This window comes from Bacillus sp. 2B09 (genome assembly GCF_003946835.1).
Lineage (GTDB): Bacteria > Bacillota > Bacilli > Bacillales > Bacillaceae > Bacillus > Bacillus altitudinis.
Genome location: NZ_RPSG01000002.1, coordinates 421178 through 438308 on the forward strand (window position 1 = coordinate 421178; position 17131 = coordinate 438308).

The window sequence follows — 17131 nt, forward strand, 5'->3', positions numbered from 1 at the left end:
ATGCGCTCAATGATTAAAACAGCCATCCTCAGCCTCATCGCCATTTTCGTTATTGTTCCAACAGCTTCAGCAGATAACTCGGTCTCCCGAATTGATGGTGGGAGCCGGTATGCTGTAGCAGCAAACGTAGCGAAAAAAGGATGGGGAACAGCAAGTACAGTTGTTTTAGTGGGGAAAACTGCATATGCAGATGCAACAGCAGGAATTCCACTGGCACATCAAAAAAATGGACCAGTTCTTTACACAAATAGTACAAGCCTTTCTGGAGATACAAAAAAAGCCTTAACGGCTTTAAAAACGAAGACAGTTATTGTTTTAGGCAGCACATCAAGTGTGTCAAACAACGTGGTCAATCAAGTAAAGAAAATGGGCATCTCTACACAACGTATTTCAGGAAAAAACCGATATGAGCTATCGGCAAATATCGCGAAAAAAATGAAAACGCCAGCTGGCGTCGTTGTGGTTGAAGGGTCATTCTATGCACATGGAATTGCCATTGCACCTGTAGCGGCACAAAAAGGGTTCCCAATTCTATATACAGATAAAAAGGGCCTTCGTTCTGAAATCGCTTCTGTTGCAAAAGCAAGCAATGTGAAACAAACCATTGTCGTAGGCGGAGAGAATTACGTCACAAAAGCAGCTTATAATCAATTAAAATCTCCAACGCGAATCAAAGGCTCTACTCGTTATGACGTGGCTGCGAATATTGTGAAAAAATACAATATGAGCACAAATAATACCTATGTAGGAAGAGGGTTTGGCTATGCCACTTCATCTTCTGCGGCAGGAATTGCAGCAAAGCAAAACAAAGCATTGCTCCTAACGAATGAAAAGACGCTGCCAAAGGTAACAAGAGCGACGATTAGCAGCAAAAAAATCACCAAATTTACCGTCGTTGGTAGTACAAATACAGTGACACCAACTGTTGTGAATCAATTGAAAAACCCTGTCGTTGGCAAAAAAGTATTCATTGACCCAGGTCATGGCGCTCATGATTCAGGAGCGGTAGGCTACGGATTATATGAGAAGAACTTAAACTTAGATGTAGCCAAACGTCTAAATACAAAGTTAAACAACGCAGGTGCACTTGTGACGATGTCAAGAACATCAGACACATTCGATAGTCTTCAAACACGGGTGAGCAAAGGTGCGTCAGCAAATGCAGATATCTTCATCAGTGTCCATGCGAACTCAAATGATAACAGCAGTGCAAATGGAACTGAAACGTATTATGACAAAACATATGCGGCAACAAACAGCTTGAAGCTCGCGCAAAATATTCAGCCTAAAATGGTCAGTGCATTAGGCACAAGAGACCGTGGCGTGAAGACAGCTGCCTTCTACGTCATTAAATATTCTAAGATGCCAAGTGTTCTCTTAGAAACTGGTTTTGTTTCCAGTCCAGTTGATTCAAATATTTTGAAATCCGCTACTTATAAAGATCGATTGGCGTCAGGTATTTCAAGCGGTGTTTCAGGCTATTTTAGATAAGAAAACATACAGATGAGGGGTGCCGAAGATACACCTCTTAGGCTGCTCGAGAAACGACTCTCGGCAGCCTTTTTTCAAAAGTACATGAAGTGTTTCCTGGGTTCCATGATGAAGGGTTCAAAACCAAGGAGGTTGACTTCATGCGTTCTTATATCAAATGTTTTGTTTTAATTGTGGTTTCACTATGTTTATATGCACCATCAGCATTTGCGCAGCACAATGTATCGAAGATTGAGGGAAGTAATCGATATGAGGTGGCAGTTAACGCTGCAAAACGAGGCTGGTCGACAGCACCTACAGTTGTTTTAGTAGGCGGTGAAGCTTATGCTGATGCGCTAAGTGCTGTGCCGTATGCCTTTCAGCAAGGAGCGCCAGTGCTGTTAACGAATACTAGCAGTCTATCAGGTGCAACTAAGTTAGGTCTTCAGCAGTTGAGAACGAAGCGTGTCATCATTCTTGGCGGAACCGCAAGCATTTCTCAAAAAGTCGTAGCGCAGCTAAAAGCAATGAATCTATCCGTATCGCGAATACAAGGAAAGGATCGATATGAATTGGCGGCAAACGTTGCTAAGCAAATGAAGAGTGTTGATACAGCTGTGATTGTGAATGGTTCTGCTTATGCAGATGCTGTGGCGATTGCTCCATATGCTGCAAAACAGGGCTTTCCTATTTTATTAACCGATGCAAAAGGGCTGCGGCAGGAAACAGCCAATCTATTAAAAAGCAAAGCGGTGAAACGGACGATTGTGATTGGCGGGGAAACAAGTGTCAATCAAGCAGCCTATCAAAAGCTGCCATCACCCGTGAGAATCAGCGGAGCCAATCGGTATGAAGTGGCAGCCCGAATTGCGAACACATACCCGATGAAGACAACCCAAACGTATATGAGTAACGGCTATGCATATGCCGATGCGGCAGCTGCGGCAAGTACGGCAGCCAAGCAAGGGCAAACCCTTCTTCTTACAGACGCTCAATCAGTGCCAGATGCGATTCGTCGTGTCATTGGGACTAAAAAGATTTCAACATTTACAGTGTTGGGCGGAACATCAACCATACGAACCAGTGTGATCACACAGCTGAAAAATCATGTGTTAGGTGAAACCATCTTTATTGATCCAGGTCATGGTGCACAGGATGCTGGAGCGGTAGGAAATGGGCTGTTTGAAAAAAATGTTAATCTGGATGTCGCGTTAAAACTGCAAGCAAGGCTCAAACAAGCGGGTGCGTTGACGGTCATGTCTAGAACATCTGATACATTTGATTCCTTGCAAACACGTGTAAGCAAAGGATCACAGGCTGGTGCGGATGTGTTCATCAGCATCCATGCCAATGCAAATGATCATAGCGGTGCAAATGGAACAGAAACGTATTATGATGCGACGTATGCTTCGGCCAATAGTTTAAAGCTGGCACAAAAGGTACATCCCCAGATGGTGAAAGCCCTTGGCACAAGAGATCGCGGTGTGAAGACAGCAGGGTTCTACGTGATCAAGTATTCAAAAATGCCCAGCATCTTGCTTGAAACGGGGTTCGTAACCAGTCCGATTGATGCCAGTATATTAAAATCATCGACTGCCAAGGAGCGGCTGGCTTCAGGAATCGCAGCAGGTGTATCTCAATATTTTGAATAAAATAGATCGGATGAATGATATGTCAAGTTAAAAATACATTTCATTTCAGGTTATTTTTGTTATAATCGAAACATAGAGGGTGGATTTTTCACGTATTTGCCTTCCAATGACAGCAAATCGACAAATCATGAAGAGGTGACGATCTTGAAAAAATTAATCACAATGCCGTTTTTAGTCTTACTTCTAGGTGTAATGCTCACAGCATGCGGCACATCAAATCAGTCAAACGATAACAATACGGATAACAGCAAAAAAGAAACAACTGAAGCAGCAGATCAAAAGAAAGAAAATGCAACAGATGAAAAGACGGAAGACAAGTCTGCAAGTGAAAAAGCAGATGATGAAAGCAAAGAAACAGCTGCTCAAACAGAAGACCAAGCAGGTCAATCTGATGAAGATGCAAAAGAAAGCTCAAGTAAGGAAATCACAAAAGAAGAAACGACAAACGATCAGTCAAAAGCTGAATCTAAAACAAAAAAAGAATCTACAACGAAGAAAAATGAAGTCACCAAAGAAGGCACATATGTCGGTTTGGCTGATGGACATACAATTGCTGTCAACATTGATGGAAAAGAAGTAGCCATTCAATTCGGAAATACATTTTCTAAACAAGTGAACAGCCTAAAAGAAGAATCAAAAGTGAAAGTAACTTATACAAAAGATGCAAACGGAACGCTTAGACTGAAGACGATCGAATCCGTAAAGGCAAAATAAAAAAAAGACACGTAGACCCGCAGAAATGCGGGTCTTTTTTACGTTTAAAAGGGCATAACTTGATATAAGGGCACATTCTTAACACACTTTTACAAGACTTAACAGCCCATTTACATTTGCTTAATGTTGCTCTGCTAAACTGACTTTCATAGAACATCTCTTTACACAACAACTACTTTGAATGGTGAGGTGCAGGTCAGTGAGCGCAGAGAAAGCGATGAACCTTTACAGAGAATATGAAGTGAGACGAAATCACTCTTTTGCTTTAACAGAACATATGGTTCGATATTTATTTGCAAAACGTTTCATAGATGTTGTGTTCTCGTTCATCGGATTGATGTTGAGTACGCCAATCATTTTACTGTTTGCCCTTTTAATTAAGCTAGAAACACCAGGGCCAGCCTTTTATATGCAGGAAAGGGTCGGAAAAGACGGTGTCTACTTTAAATTATGGAAGCTCAGATCGATGAGAACCAACGCAGAAAGCGGAGGAGCAAAATGGGCGCAAAAAAATGACCCTCGTATCACCAAAGTGGGGGCATTCATCAGAAAAACAAGAATTGATGAACTGCCGCAATTTATCAACGTGTTAAAAGGAGAAATGAGTATTGTAGGTCCACGTCCTGAAAGACCAATGTTTACTGCCGAATTTAATCGGACGATTCCAGGCTTTACAAAAAGACTGACAGTGAAGCCGGGGCTGACTGGTCTTGCTCAAGTAAATGGGGGATATGAAATGAGTCCAAGTGAAAAATTATCACACGACTTACAGTATATTCAAAACTTGACATTTTCTCTCGACACGAAGATTATGGTAAAAACGTTAAAAGTCATCGTGACTGGTGACGGAGCCAGATAAGTAAAGTAGGGAAGAGAAATGGCAAGTATGAAAAATCGCCTGCTGGGCGGAGCAAAATGGACAAGCTTGTCCGCATTGATCATTACCATCATCCAAATTGCACAGTTCGCCTTTTTAGGAAACGTAATGTCACTGAAAGAATTTGGACTCGTTGGCATGATCACAACTGTCACAATATTTACACAGATTTTACTTGATCTAGGCATCGGTGCTGCGATCATTCAAAAGGAACAAACGACGGAACGTCAATTATCTACATTATATTGGATCAACTTGCTGACGGGAATTCTCTTGTTTTGTGTATTGATCCTCGCAAGTCCCTTGATTGCCGCCTTTTATGCCAGACCTGAGCTGGAAGGCTTGCTCAAGTTATTATCAATCATGTTTCTCATTGCACCAATTGGTCAGCAATACCAATACATGATGCAGAAAGATTTAGCCTTTAAAACCTTAAGTACGATTGAGACGATAGCGACGATTATTTCGCTGATTGTTCTACTTATCCTAGCCTTTTTTATCAATCCAATTGTGGCCTATGTGGTCTCTCAAGTGCTGCTTCAATCAGGAAAAGGTCTCATGTATGCAGCGGCTTATTGGAAGAAGTGGCGCCCAGCACCCGTTTTCGCATTAGGGGAAGTGAAAGAGTTTTTCTCCTTCGGGGCTTTCCAGCTTGCGTCAAGACTCGTCAATCGGGCAGGCTCAAACATCGACATGATTTTAATAGGACGATTTCTTGGAGCAGAGGCATTAGGGATTTATAGCCTGGCTTATCAAATCGTCACAATCCCGGTGCTGAAAATTAACCCGATTGTGACGAGAGTGGCTTTCCCAGTTTTCGCAAAAAGTCAGCGTGATCACTCTAGGCTGCGTGAGGGCTTCCTCAGCATGACGAATATGCTTGCGCTCATTAGTTTTCCACTACTCATTGGTCTTGCTGCCGTATCAGATAGCTTTATAGAAGTGGTGTTTGGAGAGAAATGGCTAGTGGCGGTCCCGGTTTTGAATATTTTGTGCATTGTCGGTCTACTCCGTGTGCTGATGAATCCAAATGGTTCCATCCTTCTTGCAAAAGGGAGAGCTGACTTAGCTTTTTATTGGGATACAGGCATGCTCATCGTATATGGATGCGCCTTATATGCAGGAGTCCATACCGGCAGTCTATTGACTGTAGCTTGGGTCTACTCAGGGGTCAGCCTGCTGAACTTCATTGTGGGCAGGTGGCTGATGGCTTATGTCATTCAGCTAGATATGAAGGTGTATGTAAAATCACTCGTAAAGCCTGCTGTCATGACGCTGTTAATGGCCGCCTGCGCAGTGACTGTTCATCAAGGGATGAAGCTGACATCAGCGGATATACTGCTTCAATTACTACTGACGATTGGTTTAAGTGCGGCTTTATATAGCTTGCTGCTTGTCAAAATGTATCCGCAGATGGCAGGGAAATTATGGAGAAGAGGTCGTTCGTCATGAAGGTGCTATGGCTGACAAGTGTATATCCTAGTGAAAAACATCCAAGTGAAGGCGTCTTCCATGAAACGCAAGTGCAGGAGCTGGTCAAACAGGGCGTAGAAGTGAGCGTGATTTGTCCTACTCCTGTCAATCCGCCCATCTTACGGATGCTTAAAGCTTCCTATCGTCAGAGAAAAGATCTTCCCCAGCAGGAAGTGAGGTGCGGCGTGCCGGTTTACAGACCGCCCTATACAGCGCTGCCTGGACAGCTAAAATGGGCTCAGCCGAGTAAACGAATCGCAGCTTCTGTCCTGCGCACAATGGAGCGTTATGAACTGTCACCGGATTTCATCCATGCGCACTTTGCTATGCCGTCTGGCGGCGCAGCAGCTGTGATCAAAAAGGAAGCAAACATCCCTTATCTTCTGACCTTACACGGCAGTGATGTGAACGTCTATCCAACCTATAGCCAAGGGGCGCTTGCCGCCTTTAAAGGAGCAGTAAAACAGGCGTCTGCTGTTCTCACAGTGAGTGAAGAGCTGGCAAAGAAAACACATGACATGACAGAGGTGGATGCACAATGCCTCCCGCTTGGAATTCCGCTCAAGTCATTTTCTAGAACACTGGGGGATCAAACAGCCATCAGAAAGCAGATTGGTTTACCGCTTCACGACAAGCTCGTCGTTTTTGTCGGCCGTTTAGTCAAAGAGAAAGGTTTGCTTGAATTAGCGGAAGCTGTCAGCGGGATGGAGGGTGTAAAAGCCGTCTTTGTCGGAAAAGGACCCCTCGCAAAGGAGCTGGCCGAACGGGCGGGAGAATCCATTATACTCCCGGGTCAGGTGCCGAATGAACAAGTCAAACATTATTTAATGGCAGCTGACCTGTTTGCCCTTCCATCCTACAGTGAAGGAATGCCGACTGTCGTCCTTGAGGCGCTCGCTTTAAAAATGCCTGTCATCGCAACACGGGTTGGTGGTCTCCCATCACTATTTTCTACCTATCAACATCTGCTCATTGAACCGCGTTCAACGAGTCAGCTAAAAGAAGCGATTCACGCTTATCTTTATGAAAACAGATGGAACGAGCAAGTGAAGAACGATCTTCACCACATCGTCCATACAGATTATTCATCATCACATAATGCTACGCTTCTGATTCAGCAATATGAAAAGGTGCTGAATCAATCAACTTCCACCGTTTAAACAGGATGAAATGTGCAAAGACTGATAGATAAACAGTTTGGAACGACCAATATGCTTTTACTGAGAGGATGAAACATGTTGAAGAAAATTGCTGTGATTGGAACAGGATATGTCGGGTTAGTATCGGGTACTTGTTTTGCTGATATCGGAAATCGCGTCATTTGTTGTGACATCGACGAATCAAAAATCAACAGCTTAAAAAGCGGTCTCGTTCCAATTTATGAACCGGGCTTAAAGGAATTGATTGAGAAGAATACAGAAGAAGGAAGATTGTGTTTTACAACCAATATTCCCGCTGCAATTCGAGAATCAGAGATTATTTATATTGCGGTAGGAACACCAATGACACCTCAGGGGGAAGCGGATTTAACATTCGTGAAAGCTGTGGCTCAAACGGTTGGGGAACACCTGAATGGCTACAAAATCATCGTGAATAAGAGCACAGTACCGGTTGGAACAGGCCGTCTTGTTCAAGCCATTGTTCAAAAGGCTTCACGCAGTAAATATCCATTTGATGTCGTCTCCAATCCAGAGTTTCTGCGGGAAGGTTCAGCTATTCAAGATACGATGAATATGGAGAGAGCGGTGATTGGCTCTACAAGCTCACATGCATCCACGATCATTAAAAAATTGCATGATCCGTTTCAAACAGAAGTGGTTGAGACCAATCTAGAAAGTGCAGAAATGATTAAGTATGCGGCAAATGCCATGCTCGCCACAAAAATCTCATTCATCAATGACATTGCGAACATTTGCGAGAGAGTTGGTGCTGATGTGGAAAAAGTCAGCGAAGGCGTTGGGTTAGACAGCCGGATCGGGCATAAATTTTTAAAAGCAGGCATTGGATTTGGTGGTTCTTGTTTCCCAAAAGATACGATGGCTCTTCTCAAAATTGCCGAAACAGCTGGCTACCGGTTCAAGCTGATCGAATCTGTCATTGAAACAAACAACCACCAAAGAGCCCATCTTGTCAGCAAACTGATGAGTGTGTTCGGTGATATTAAAGGAAAAACGATTTCCGTTTTAGGGCTCGCATTTAAACCAAATACAAACGATATGCGTTCAGCCCCAGCACTAGATATTATTCCAATGCTGAGAGAGCTCGGAGCTTTTGTCAAAGCCTATGATCCAATTGCTTATGTAGAAGCAGAAAGAGAGCTTGGCCCGCAGGCGGTCTTCAGCAATGATCTCTATGAAACAGTGAAAGATACAGATGCTTGTCTCATCTTAACGGAATGGGATGACGTACAGAAGATGGATAAGGATCAGATTAAGCAGCTGCTTCGTTCTCCCATTTTAATTGATGGAAGGAATTTGTTTGATCCAGCAGAAATGAAAGAGAGAGGATTTATTTACCAGTCCATTGGCCGCCCAGGCGTATGGGAAACAGAATTGGTATCGAAGGCACAATAATAGGGGGAACTTGGATGAAGAAAGTATTGGTAACTGGGGGAAGTGGATTTATAGGATCTCATACGGTAGAGGCTTTATTAGAGAAAGGTTATGAGCCCATCGTTCTTGATAACTTTTCAACTGGATCGAAGGAAAATATCGCTCACCTTTCCGTACAATGCATTGAAGCAGATGTCACAAAATCAGAAACGATCGATTTGATCAAACACATTGCACCAGATTATATCATTCATCTTGCAGCGCAAGTGAGTGTAGCCGTTTCGGTTCAACATTTCGTCTATGACGAAGAGGTCAATATTAAAGGTTCGCTGCATGTGATCAAAGCAGCGGCTGAAGCCGGGGTTGAGAAAGTGGTGTTTGCCTCATCGGCAGCAGTCTATGGAGACCCAGTCTATCTGCCGGTCGACACAGCTCATCCACTGCAGCCTGGTTCACCTTATGGCTTGTCGAAACTGACAGTTGAACGATACTTACAGATGGCAAAATCACTCTATGATGTGGACTATTGTATCATGCGGTACAGCAATGTATATGGTCCGCGCCAAGATGCACTTGGTGAAGGCGGTGTTGTCTCTATTTTCTCTGATAAGTTTGCGAAAAATGAGGCGCCTTTCATCTTCGGAAACGGGGAACAAACAAGAGATTTCATCTATGTAGGCGATCTAGCCGCAGCGAATGTTGCAGCTTTAACAGCTCAATCAAACGTTTGTTTAAATATCTCAAGTGGTTATTCCATCACGGTGAATGAGCTGTTTCAAACGATGAAGCGAGTCACGAGTTCAGATCTTGAACCGATTTATAAGCCTCAGCGTGCAGGAGATATTGTGCATAGTACATTGGAAAATGAGGAAACGAAACAAGTCTTAGCATGGGAGCCTGTTGTGAGTTTACAAGAAGGTTTGGCTCGTACCATTTCCTACTATGAACAGGAAGTAAAGGCTTAATCCCTCAAATCGGATGGGTTGCTTAGGAGGAACAAGGGTATGAGTGTGAAACAAACAGCATGGCAAATCATAATCGGATGTATTTTATTAGCAGCAGGTATCGGGCTTGTACAAATGGCATCCACGCAGCCTATCGGGTTAAAGAAGATGGTGGTCATTCCGGTTTTGATTGTGGTGCTCATAGCGGCTGCTATATGTATGAAGCTCTATATGAATGGTGAGCACATATTCATGTCAGCCATTTACCTTTTGATTGCATTAACATTTCTCAATAACGCTTTTTTCACTATCAGTGCCGGATTCTTTAGTCTCTTTCTCTACCGCATCATGCTCTTGGCTGTCTTTGCTTTATTCATATGGCGGATGAGAGACAAAGGAACGTACATATCCCAGTGGCAGCAAATTCGCGTTAAAGGCATTCTTGGTTTTTTCGCTGCATGGTTTCTTTACGGACTCATCTCACTGCTTTGGGCTCATTCGGTCACAGACGGCCTGAAATATATGTCTCTTCTTGCGATGGGAATGGGTTTTGTCTTTCTTGTGGTCATGTACATTCAGCGAATGGATCAGATCGTGACTTTTTATAGTATTTGGCTAGTCATGACCGTATTTGTGATGGGAATCGGGTTCTATAATCACTTGACCTTGAACCATTTACCGAATACCTCATTGTATCTTGGACCAGCGTACAAACAGCACTATCCTACAGCTGTCTTCTTTAATCAAAATGACTTTGCGACGTTTTTATCTATTAGCTTTTTCTTATATGTGGCGTGTATGCGCCAAATGAAAAATGGTTATATCAAAGCGTTCGGATTACTAGGAGCCATCTTAGCGCTGTATCTCATTTTGTTAACAGAATCGCGCGCCAGCTTGCTTGGCATATTAGCCGGAGCGGCAATCTATGTATGGCTGCTGATGCCTCGCTTTTTAAAAAAGTGGTCTATCATGGCAGCAGGCGGGCTTGTTATCATCTGTATCGCCATTTTTTCAGCCAAAATCTATTCTGTCTTTTATGACTTGTTTCTCGCTTCTCAGGTCGCTCATTCTTTCAGCGAACCACTTCCGTCCAACATTGCCCGGGCGAATTTAATCAAAAACGCCTGGCATTTCTTTGCAAATTCATACGGTTTCGGAGTCGGAGCGGGCAATGTGTCTTATTACTTAGCTCACTTTTCTATCTTTGATACAGATCAGGTCGTGGAAGTTCACAATTGGCTGCTAGAGGTGATGACGAATTTTGGGTTTGCCGTCATGCTAGGTTATATCTCAGTGTATGCCTATCTCATGTTTTCATTGTACAAACAATACCAATTGGCTGACACGAGATCAGCCAAGATGATCATTGAAGGTCTATTTGCTGCCATGCTGAGCTTTCTCGTCTCAAGTATCAGTCCGAGTTCGGTCTCGAATTTATATTTCCACTGGGTGTTTCTAGGGCTGGTGATCGCAGCGGTCAATATCATGAAAAATAAACAGCGCTTCAAGCCGTGGGCAAACGTGTGATGCTGAGTTTGTATGGCTACACTAGTGAAAAAGCAAATACGTCAATGTTGGGAGAATGAGCATGTCTGGTTTTATGTTAAGAATAGGGAAGCGAATGAAAAAATATATCGTCTGGCTTGTGCTGCTGCCTGTCGTACTAACTGCTTTTGGTTTCTTTTTTGCCAAGGGGACAGTAGAACAGTCTAGTTACACAGCTGCTGTGACCTTGACGCTTGGGAAATATGACGACGGTGTGTATAACAATATGGCAGAAGTGACATCTCTATTAAAAAGTGATGCATTTCTGAATCAAGCACTCCGTGATGTAAAGGAAGAAGAAAGGCAGGATGTGAAAAATCGTTTGATTCTCACGAACCAGTCCGATACACAATTGCAGTTGTCGTTTACAGATGCTGATCAAGCTCGAGCTTTGGCGGTAGTGAAACAAGTGTCAGATACATTTTTAAAGCAGGACAAAGCCTTATTTACGAAAAGACAGCAAGTCATTGAAAGGAGACTATCCGCTCTTGAAGATGAATCTGTCAGCAATGACTCCAAGGTCGATAAAGAACGATTTTTATATGAATTGGAATCGACAAAGCTCGGGATGAAGCAGGCAAAGATTGTCGATCCTGCCCAAGTGCTTGATGAAGCAGGCAAAGGCATGTCAGCGAAAAAACGAGCACTGCTTGGACTTGTCATTGGCCTTAGCATCTCGCTTATGTTTGTGGTGTTACCTGAAGTGTTCAAAGAATCTTAATGATGAACTGGAGATGAGTCTTAGGTGAACAATCAACCGTTAGTATCAATTATTACACCGGCGTATAATGCGGAACGTTATTTAACGGATACAGTTCATTCCGTCCTTGCCCAAACCTATTCCAACTGGGAGCTGATCATTGCAGATGATTGCTCAACAGATGGCACAAGGAAGTTGTTAGGGGAATTAAGTCAGACGGACGACAGAATCAACGTCATTTATTTAGAGGAAAACGGAGGAGCCGCTATTGCTAGAAACACAGCCATCAAACAGGCGAAAGGCCGCTTTATCGCTTTTTTAGATAGCGATGATATGTGGAAACAGACAAAGCTCGAAAAGCAGGTCAAGTTTATGTTAGATAATGATCATGCCTTTACTTTCACGGCATATGACATCATTTCAGAAAATGGAGAGCCGTTACAAAAAACCGTCACAGCGCCGGCTCAGTTGAACTACAATGAAGCTTTAAAAAATACGATTATCGGCTGTTTGACGGTGATGCTCGATCTTCAACAAGTAGGACACGTGGAAATGCCAAACATTCGAACAAGGCAGGACTTAGCCACATGGCTCTCTATTTTAAAAAAAGGATTTACTGCCTATGGAATGAGTGAGCCGCTCAGTGAATATCGCATCGTGGGAAACTCGATTTCTAGTAACAAGTGGAAAGCAGCGAAAAAAACATGGTTTGTCTACAGAGAAATTGAGCAGCTTCATTTTGTGAAAGCATCTTGGTGTTTTATGCACTATGCCACAAATGCTGTCAAAAAGCGCTTATAAACAGAAGGGAAAAAAGGTGATAAAGGTGAAAGCAGAGTCGATCATACATGTGATTGTCGCAACGGGAGAATGGGGACACGATGGCCTAAGGTACAGACGGCATCGACTGGCGGAATTTCTTGCATCTGATCCAGAAACGAAAGAGGTCATCTGGGTATGCCCATCTGCCACTCGTCATTCAGCTCCCTTTCAGCCTATAACGGATCGAATGAAGCAAATGACCATTCCTGATGTGCTCAAGAGCAAGTTTTTTCGCTTTGGCCGCTATCAAGATATGTTTTATTTTCATAAATTATCTCCTCTTCTTGAGCATTTGCGTCAAGAAGAAAAGCAGGGCATAGCCGTCTGTTTATGGTATACGTTTCCGGGATTTCCGCTCTTATCTTCTTTATTTGAATGGAAACATATTGTGTATGATTGCAGTGACCTGTGGGGAGAGCCCATCAGCGGAAAAAACAACATTCTCTCTTATGTGAGACAGCGAGTCATTGTAAAAGCAGAAAACCGCATTATTAAATATGCGCACAGCATTACATGCTCTTCACAATACTTACATGATCAAATCAAAAAAAGGCTCATGGGTGAACCGAAAGATGTCTTTACAGTGGAAAATGGCGTCGAGTATGATGTGTTTGCAAAAAGCAACCTCCCTAGCAGGGAAGACGTGCTAGAGGGAAGAGAGGGAACGGTTCTTGGCTTTATAGGTGGGATCAAGCCGAAGCTCGATTTTGACATGATCGCTCAAGCTGCTCGCATGCAGCCAGATTGGACATTTTTATTTGTCGGTCCGGATGGAACGAATGGAGATCCATCTTTTCAGCATGCACTCAAACTGCCCAATGTCCTATGGACTGGAGCAGTCGCACCAGAAGAAGTGCCTGCTTATATGAAATTAATTGATGTAGGGATGATGCCATACAAACAGTCTCCTTACAATCAAGCGGTTTTTCCGCTCAAGCTGTATGAATTTTTAGCTGCCGGAATCCCTGTTGTTGGTTTAAATCTTCCATCAACGGAAAGACTAAAAGAGAATGATGTGTATGAATATGTAGAGGGCGAAGATCCAGCTCTCTTCGTCGAAGCCTGCCAGAAAGTGATCAGTAAAAAAGATGACATGACATACAGACATCTAAGACAAAGCCGGGCAAAGAAAAAAGATTGGCACGCACTGTTCACAAACATGGTGGAATTAACGAATATTAAAGAAAACGCATAATTCATTCAGGATTGTGCGTTTTTATTTGTTTCTTCTTCTTAGGGGGAGCTTGTGATCATCCTATATTCAATTGTATAATGGAAAGAGCGGCCAATATACAAAATACAGATTTCAATTTAGAAGGAGACTGACCTATGGATTACGAACGCGCCTTATTAGCGTTTTTTGTCTCTCTGGCTACAGTTTTAATTGTGACACCAATCGTCAAAAAGTTTGCAATTAAGATTGGTGCAGTGGACCAGCCGAATAAACGAAAAGTTCATGATAGAGTAATGCCTCGAATGGGCGGTTTGGCGATTTTTATTGGGGTAGCGGCTGGAGCACTAGCAGGCGGGCTGTTTCTACATAATAAAATTACAGCTATATCAGTTGGCGCTGTACTCATCGTCATTTTAGGTATATTTGATGATAAATATAATTTAAGTGCAAAATTTAAATTTCTTGTGCAAGTTCTCGTTGCTTGCTTAATCGTGAGCACGGGCTTAAAAATGGACTTTTTCTCTGTTCCTTTCTTAACAGATCGACTGGAGTTAGGATGGATGGCGTATCCCCTGACTGTACTATGGATTGTTGGGATTACAAATGCGATCAATTTAATTGATGGATTAGATGGACTGGCTGCCGGAATTTCGGTTATCGGTTTAACCACGATTGCCGTCATGGCATTTTCTGCGGACAAGATCCTGATTCTTTCGTTATCTCTTGTCGTCATTGGCAGTACCATCGGTTTTCTTTTTTATAACTTCCATCCAGCAAAAATATTTATGGGTGATACAGGTTCGTTATTTTTAGGCTATATGATCTCGGTCCTGTCACTTTTAGGATTGTACAAAAGTGTTACTTTGTTTAGTGTTGTTGTCCCTGTAATTATTTTAGGTGTGCCTATCTTTGATACGACCTTTGCGATCATCAGACGAATATTGAATAAACAGCCTATCTCAGCACCTGACAAATCACACATCCATCATCGACTGATGGCCTTTGGCTTATCACATCGAATGGCAGTGATTGTGATTTACATGATTGGCTTAGTCTTCAGCTTAAGCGCGATTTTGCTGACAAGTGCCACCATTTGGCTGTCATTGATCATCATCTTTTTACTGGTCATGTTTATGCAAGTTATCGCTGAAGTCACTGGTTTGGTGAACGAAGAGTTTAAACCATTTACGAAATTCTACAAACGAATGGTCAAAAGACAATAAAAAAACAGCCCGCTTCCAAGGAACGGGCTGTTTTCCTATTATTGTCCTGATGTGCTGGTCGAAGGGGCCTGTGTATCGGCTGACCCTGTTGCATCAGAAGATGAATCGGTTTGTGTATTTGTTTCAGTTGAGGACGATGACTCAGCAGGAAGCTTTAAATGCGTCCTTAACTCATTTTGCACCTCAGCCAAGTTGGTTTGATCTGGCTCAAAGAAGTACGTTCGATTTGGCCCCAAATAAAGGTCTGATCCTTTAATAGATAGTGTTTCAGTATCGTCTCCTTTAAAACCACTGTAAATTTGCTGTAGAGCAAGTCCTTCTGTGATGCGGAAGTTGGTTGTTATATGATCACTTACTTCTTTTGCAATATTATCCACGTTTGCAATATTATGAGGTTTCGCCATTTGATCAATCATGGCACGTAAGATTTGTTTCTGACGATCGTTACGCCCAAAATCACCACGTGGATCTTGTTTTCTCATTCGCGCATAAGCAAGAGCCTCTTCCCCGTTTAAATGCATATTTCCTTTTTTAAAGTAAATCTTTTTCGATTTTTTGACGTCACTTTTTTCATTGAAGTCAAATGGAACGTCAATATCGATTCCCCCAACTTCATCAATGACATCCTTAAAACCGTCAAAGTCCACTGTTGCATATTTGTCAATTGGGATATGCAAGAATTGTTCGACAGTTTCAATCGTTTCGTCTTTACCGCCTTTAGCAAATGCCGCATTGATCTTTACTTTATTTCCCGTTGTGTCACTAGCAAGCTGTACTCGTGTGTCACGGGGGATACTGACCATTTTCATCGTTTTATCCTGAGGATTAATCGTTGCGACGATGAGTGAATCTGAACGGCCGTGATCACCATTTGTGGCGTAATCCTCTATACCAACAAATAGGACAGAGAAAGGTTTTTTCTTTATATCAATGACAGCATCACGGAGTTTCGATTTCTCCCCACGCTCTAATTCATCATAAGTTTTGTCAGCAGCCTGGAGTGTATTCACAATCTTATAAACTGCAAATCCGCCCATGCAGATGAAGAGAAGCAAAAATAAGACCAGAATCCGTTTGAAAATCTTTTTCTTCTTACTCTTTTTCTTTCGTACACGCACTTTTACTCGTTGTGCCATTCATCTGTCTCCTTTATCGGACCAACGTCCTTTTCTAAATAAATCAATTCGCCTTCTTTAGTAACACTCTTTCCATTAGTTAACTCAGTCATCCATTCAATGAACTGCTCTGTTTGTGTTTCTTCTACATACGTTTCAAAAATCACATCTTCTGCATAATGGATGTCTTTTAGCTGAAAAGATGAGGCTCTAAGCTCATTCTCTACCTTTCCAAGCCATGTATAATCTATTGTTGTGTGCATCGTACGCATTAAACAGCGTTCTACCATACCAACATGATTGATTGCTTCAGACACAGATTTTCCGTACGCACGAATTAATCCACCGGCACCTAGCTTAATACCGCCGAAATAACGAGTGACGACAACTACTGTATCTTTCAGCTTGCGTTTTTTTAGCACTTCAAGCATGGGTACCCCTGCCGTACCGCTTGGTTCACCATCATCATTTGCTTTTTGAATCAGATCATGTTCACCGATCAAATAGGCGGAACAATTATGAGTGGCGTTCCAATGTTGTTTTTTTATGGATTGTATAAAGGCTTGTGCTTCTTCTTCTGAGACAGCACGTTGTATATGACAAATAAAACGTGATTTTTCAATGACGATCTCATGCTCGCCACGGCTTTTTACTGTGAGATAGCGGTTCAGCAAAAGACATACCCTCCTGACAAGCAAATTGTAAGGCTAGAGAAAATTTGCATTGGTTTTAGAATTTTACAGCGTATTTTGTTATGATGATAGGAGCGGAAAAAGGGTCGTCATAAAAATTTCATGATTTATACGCATTCTTTCATTATAATTCGACATAAAATGCAGATCAATGACATTTATAATAAAAAAAGATGAC

Annotated in this window: 15 protein-coding genes; 13 read left to right on the top strand and 2 right to left on the bottom strand. The window is 42.5% G+C overall.

Annotated elements, in window-relative coordinates; translation table 11 throughout:
* The 13 genes from EBQ12_RS07080 to EBQ12_RS07140 all read left to right on the top strand — a co-directional run bounded on the left by EBQ12_RS07080 (position 1) and on the right by EBQ12_RS07140 (position 15146).
* On the top strand, positions 1-1491 hold the full coding sequence (locus tag EBQ12_RS07080) for an N-acetylmuramoyl-L-alanine amidase (protein ID WP_024719256.1): 1491 nt from the start codon (positions 1-3) through the stop codon (positions 1489-1491).
* A gap of 140 nt (positions 1492-1631) precedes the next feature.
* On the top strand, positions 1632-3122 hold the full coding sequence (locus EBQ12_RS07085) for an N-acetylmuramoyl-L-alanine amidase (protein WP_125589494.1): 1491 nt from the start codon (positions 1632-1634) through the stop codon (positions 3120-3122).
* Between the two features lie 144 nt (positions 3123-3266).
* On the top strand, positions 3267-3836 hold the full coding sequence (locus EBQ12_RS07090) for a hypothetical protein (protein ID WP_019743577.1): 570 nt from the start codon (positions 3267-3269) through the stop codon (positions 3834-3836).
* Positions 3837-4035: 199 nt separating this feature from the next.
* On the top strand, positions 4036-4695 hold the full coding sequence (locus EBQ12_RS07095) for a sugar transferase (RefSeq protein ID WP_008348294.1): 660 nt from the start codon (positions 4036-4038) through the stop codon (positions 4693-4695).
* A gap of 18 nt (positions 4696-4713) precedes the next feature.
* Positions 4714-6165 (top strand): teichuronic acid biosynthesis protein TuaB, encoded by a 1452-nt coding sequence (gene tuaB / locus EBQ12_RS07100; RefSeq protein ID WP_125589496.1) that lies wholly within the window; start codon positions 4714-4716, stop codon positions 6163-6165.
* On the top strand, positions 6162-7346 hold the full coding sequence (tuaC, locus tag EBQ12_RS07105; protein WP_125589498.1) for a teichuronic acid biosynthesis protein TuaC: 1185 nt from the start codon (positions 6162-6164) through the stop codon (positions 7344-7346). Before tuaB ends, tuaC begins: the two co-directional genes overlap by 4 nt.
* 75 nt (positions 7347-7421) lie before the next feature.
* A complete protein-coding gene (gene tuaD / locus EBQ12_RS07110) occupies positions 7422-8759 on the top strand; it encodes a UDP-glucose 6-dehydrogenase TuaD (RefSeq protein WP_008348289.1) in 1338 nt (445 codons plus the stop codon).
* A 14-nt stretch (positions 8760-8773) separates the two neighbouring features.
* Positions 8774-9703 (top strand): NAD-dependent epimerase/dehydratase family protein, encoded by a 930-nt coding sequence (locus tag EBQ12_RS07115; protein ID WP_125589500.1) that lies wholly within the window; start codon positions 8774-8776, stop codon positions 9701-9703.
* Positions 9704-9742: 39 nt separating this feature from the next.
* Complete coding sequence (tuaE, locus tag EBQ12_RS07120) at positions 9743-11209, top strand: teichuronic acid biosynthesis protein TuaE (RefSeq protein ID WP_125589502.1); 1467 nt, start codon at positions 9743-9745, stop codon at positions 11207-11209.
* Positions 11210-11270: 61 nt separating this feature from the next.
* Complete coding sequence (gene tuaF, locus EBQ12_RS07125) at positions 11271-11948, top strand: teichuronic acid biosynthesis protein TuaF (protein ID WP_125589504.1); 678 nt, start codon at positions 11271-11273, stop codon at positions 11946-11948.
* A gap of 24 nt (positions 11949-11972) precedes the next feature.
* Positions 11973-12728: a teichuronic acid biosynthesis protein TuaG gene (gene tuaG, locus EBQ12_RS07130; RefSeq protein WP_024719247.1), complete on the top strand. Its 756-nt coding sequence runs from the start codon at positions 11973-11975 to the stop codon at positions 12726-12728.
* The gene (gene tuaH / locus EBQ12_RS07135; protein ID WP_125589506.1) at positions 12697-13944 is read left to right on the top strand and encodes a teichuronic acid biosynthesis protein TuaH; all 1248 of its coding nucleotides are present in this window, start codon (positions 12697-12699) and stop codon (positions 13942-13944) included. Before tuaG ends, tuaH begins: the two co-directional genes overlap by 32 nt.
* A 134-nt stretch (positions 13945-14078) precedes the next feature.
* On the top strand, positions 14079-15146 hold the full coding sequence (locus EBQ12_RS07140) for a glycosyltransferase family 4 protein (RefSeq protein WP_007499956.1): 1068 nt from the start codon (positions 14079-14081) through the stop codon (positions 15144-15146).
* 38 nt (positions 15147-15184) lie between these two features.
* On the opposite strand, the gene EBQ12_RS07145 is transcribed toward EBQ12_RS07140, so the two are convergent.
* Both EBQ12_RS07145 and EBQ12_RS07150 read right to left on the bottom strand, forming a co-directional pair.
* On the bottom strand, positions 15185-16282 hold the full coding sequence (locus EBQ12_RS07145; protein WP_007499958.1) for an LCP family protein: 1098 nt from the start codon (positions 16280-16282) through the stop codon (positions 15185-15187).
* A complete protein-coding gene (locus tag EBQ12_RS07150; RefSeq protein WP_017357860.1) occupies positions 16267-16935 on the bottom strand; it encodes a YigZ family protein in 669 nt (222 codons plus the stop codon). The genes EBQ12_RS07145 and EBQ12_RS07150 overlap by 16 nt, the downstream gene beginning before the upstream one ends.
* Positions 16936-17131: the final 196 nt, after the last annotated feature.

What these genes read in the sequence shown, in the direction of transcription:
- tuaD (WP_008348289.1), top strand. Translation starts at nt 7,422, where the DNA reads ATGTTGAAGAAAATTGCTGTGATTGGAACAGGATATGTCGGGTTAGTA.
- EBQ12_RS07080 (WP_024719256.1), top strand. Translation starts at nt 1, where the DNA reads ATGCGCTCAATGATTAAAACAGCCATCCTCAGCCTCATCGCCATTTTC.
- tuaB (WP_125589496.1), top strand. Translation starts at nt 4,714, where the DNA reads ATGGCAAGTATGAAAAATCGCCTGCTGGGCGGAGCAAAATGGACAAGC.
- EBQ12_RS07115 (WP_125589500.1), top strand. Translation starts at nt 8,774, where the DNA reads ATGAAGAAAGTATTGGTAACTGGGGGAAGTGGATTTATAGGATCTCAT.
- tuaE (WP_125589502.1), top strand. Translation starts at nt 9,743, where the DNA reads ATGAGTGTGAAACAAACAGCATGGCAAATCATAATCGGATGTATTTTA.
- EBQ12_RS07140 (WP_007499956.1), top strand. Translation starts at nt 14,079, where the DNA reads ATGGATTACGAACGCGCCTTATTAGCGTTTTTTGTCTCTCTGGCTACA.
- EBQ12_RS07145 (WP_007499958.1), bottom strand. Translation starts at nt 16,282, where the DNA reads ATGGCACAACGAGTAAAAGTGCGTGTACGAAAGAAAAAGAGTAAGAAG.
- tuaC (WP_125589498.1), top strand. Translation starts at nt 6,162, where the DNA reads ATGAAGGTGCTATGGCTGACAAGTGTATATCCTAGTGAAAAACATCCA.
- tuaH (WP_125589506.1), top strand. Translation starts at nt 12,697, where the DNA reads ATGCCACAAATGCTGTCAAAAAGCGCTTATAAACAGAAGGGAAAAAAG.
- EBQ12_RS07085 (WP_125589494.1), top strand. Translation starts at nt 1,632, where the DNA reads ATGCGTTCTTATATCAAATGTTTTGTTTTAATTGTGGTTTCACTATGT.
- tuaF (WP_125589504.1), top strand. Translation starts at nt 11,271, where the DNA reads ATGTCTGGTTTTATGTTAAGAATAGGGAAGCGAATGAAAAAATATATC.